This window comes from Bradyrhizobium sp. 2TAF24 (genome assembly GCF_052115025.1).
Lineage (GTDB): Bacteria > Pseudomonadota > Alphaproteobacteria > Rhizobiales > Xanthobacteraceae > Bradyrhizobium_A.
The window spans coordinates 1-2,531 of the sequence record NZ_JBFRFW010000052.1; the positions used below are offsets into that span (position 1 = coordinate 1).

The window sequence follows — 2,531 nt, forward strand, 5'->3', positions numbered from 1 at the left end:
TAGCCCGGCACGGTCGATAGCCCGGCACGGTCGAGACCTTGGCCTTGGCCGCAGCCTTCTTGGATTCGATCTTGTCGCCCATCGCGGCGATGGCGCCGGGATTGGGGCCGATGAAGGTGACGCCGGCCTCGGCCAGCGCCCGCGGGAACGCCTCGCGCTCGGACAGGAAGCCGTAGCCGGGATGCACCGCCTCAGCGCCCGTCCTGCGGCAGGCCTCGACGATCCGGTCGATCAGCAGATAGCTCTCCGCCGCCGGCGGCGGACCGATCAGGATGGCTTCATCCGCCATCTCGACATGCACCGCATTGCGGTCGGCCTCGGAATACACCGCCACCGTCGCGATCCCCATGCGACGGGCTGTCTTGATCACACGGCAGGCGATCTCGCCACGGTTGGCGATCAGGATTTTCTTGAACATGCGCTCGTTTCTTCCAGTCCACGCCAGTGGACAGCGGCGGGGTTCAGTTGGCAATCTGACACGGCGGCGGGCCTGTAACAATTCCGTCGCACTGCAATCCTATACCTTGAAAGCCCTTCAACCGGAAAAGAGATTTTTCATGCGCCCGTTGATCACGGCCCTGTCCGCAGGGCTCCTGGCGGTGTCCGCGCACGCGGCCCTTGCACAGACCAGTCAGCAGCGAAACGTCATCCTGTTCGTTCCGGACGGCCTGCGGGCGCTCAAGGTGACGCCGGAGACCGCCCCCACCATGGCGGCGATCCGCGACAAGGGCATCAACTTCACCAATTCGCACTCGCTGTTCCCGACCTTCACCATGCCGAACGCGTCGGGCATGTCGAGCGGCCACTACCTCGGCGATACCGGCATCTTCAGCAACACCATCAACGCCGGCTATGCAGTCGGCACCGCCAACGGCAGCACCACGCCGTTCATCGAGAACGATCCCGTGCTCGGCGACATCGACGATCACTTCGGCGGCAACTACCTCAATGAAGAAACCATCCTGAAGATGGCGCGCGACAAGGGCTACAGCACGGCCGCCGTCGGCAAGCTCGGCCCGACGCTGATGTTCGACCACAACGAGCGTACCGGCAAGACCATCATCATCGACGACCAGACCGGCAGCCCCGCCGGCGTGCCGCTGACCGACGACCTCAAGAAGGCGCTGACCGACGCGGGCCTGCCGACATCAGCGCCATCGCGCGGCGACAATGGCAAGGCCGGCGACGTCAAGACCGCCGGCACCACCACCGCCAACGTCACCCAGGGCAAGTTCTTCGCCGACGCCGTGACCAAGGTGATCCTGCCGGCGTTCAAGGCGCGCAACAAGCCGTTCATCATCGTGCTGTGGTCGCGCGATCCCGACGGCTCGCAGCACAATCAGGGCGACAGCCTCAACAGCGTCACGCCCGGCATCAACGGCCCGACCTCGCTCGCCGCGATCAAGAATGCCGACGACAATCTCGGCCAGGTGCGCCAGGCGCTGAAGGATCTTGGCCTGGAGGCGACCACCAACATCATCGTCTCCGCCGACCATGGCTTCTCCACCATCTCCAAGGAAAGCACGACCAGCCCCGCGGCGAAGGGCAGCTATCCCGACGTCAAGGAAGGTTTCCTGCCGCCAGGCTTCGTGGCGCTCGACCTCGCCAAGGCGCTGGACCTGCCGCTCGCCGATCCCGACAGCAAGAACGCAGCCGTCGCCGCCAACACCTATCCGCGTCTCGGCAACGGCCTGATCGGCAAGGACCCGGCGAAGCCTGAGATCGTCGTCGCCGCGAACGGCGGCTCGGACCTGATCTATCTGCCCAAGGCCGACCGCAAGCTCGCCCGCCGTGTCGTCGACGCACTGCTTGCGCAGGACTATGTCAGCGGCATCTTCGTCAATGACGAACTGGCGCCGATCCGCGGCACGCTGCGGCTGTCGTCGGTCGGCCTCAAGGGCAGCGCCCTGACGCCGCATCCGTCGATCGTGGTGAACTTCCGCTCGTATGCCACCGGATGCGACCAGCCGGTGCTGTGCACCGTCGAGGTCGCCGACACCCGGCTGCAACAAGGCCAGGGCATGCACGGCAACTTCGCCCGCTCCGATACCCAGAACTTCATGGCCGCGATCGGCCCCGACTTCAAAACGGCTTACGTCAACGCCCTGCCGGTCAGCAACGCCGACGTTGGCATGACCATCGCCCGCATCCTCGACCTCAAGACGGCCCCCAAGGGCAAGCTGGTGGGCCGGGTGATGACCGAGACCATGCCCAACGGTGCGACGCCGAAGGCCTATGCCGGGACGCTGGCCTCGCCGCCGAGCTCGAACGGCCTGCGCACCGTGCTGCATTTCCAGCGCGTGCTCGAGCAGCGCTATTTCGACGTCGCCGGCTTCCCAGGCCGCACCGTCGGCCTCGAGGCGGACAAGAGCGCCAGGCGCTAAGCGTAGCGCACCCGACAAAAAAGTTCTGGTGTCAAGTCCTTCGTGCAAATCACGCAGAGCTTGAAACCGTATATGGGACAGTAGGTTAGCTCGTTTTCAGGCCACTTTGCGGAAGTGCGGCCTTGTGGGCTAGGAGCCACATAGGAG

2 protein-coding genes are annotated in these 2,531 nt (G+C 65.1%); one reads left to right on the plus strand and one right to left on the minus strand.

What is annotated here, in order from left to right; all coding sequences use genetic code 11:
* The coding region (locus tag AB4Z37_RS32850) for a biotin carboxylase N-terminal domain-containing protein (RefSeq protein ID WP_441520858.1) at nt 1–418 on the minus strand (418 nt) is incomplete at its 3' end.
* A gap of 139 nt (nt 419–557) precedes the next feature.
* On the opposite strand from AB4Z37_RS32850, the gene AB4Z37_RS32855 reads away from it, so the two are divergent.
* Nucleotides 558–2,384: an alkaline phosphatase family protein gene (locus AB4Z37_RS32855; protein ID WP_441520859.1), complete on the plus strand. Its 1,827-nt coding sequence runs from the start codon at nt 558–560 to the stop codon at nt 2,382–2,384.
* Nucleotides 2,385–2,531: the final 147 nt, after the last annotated feature.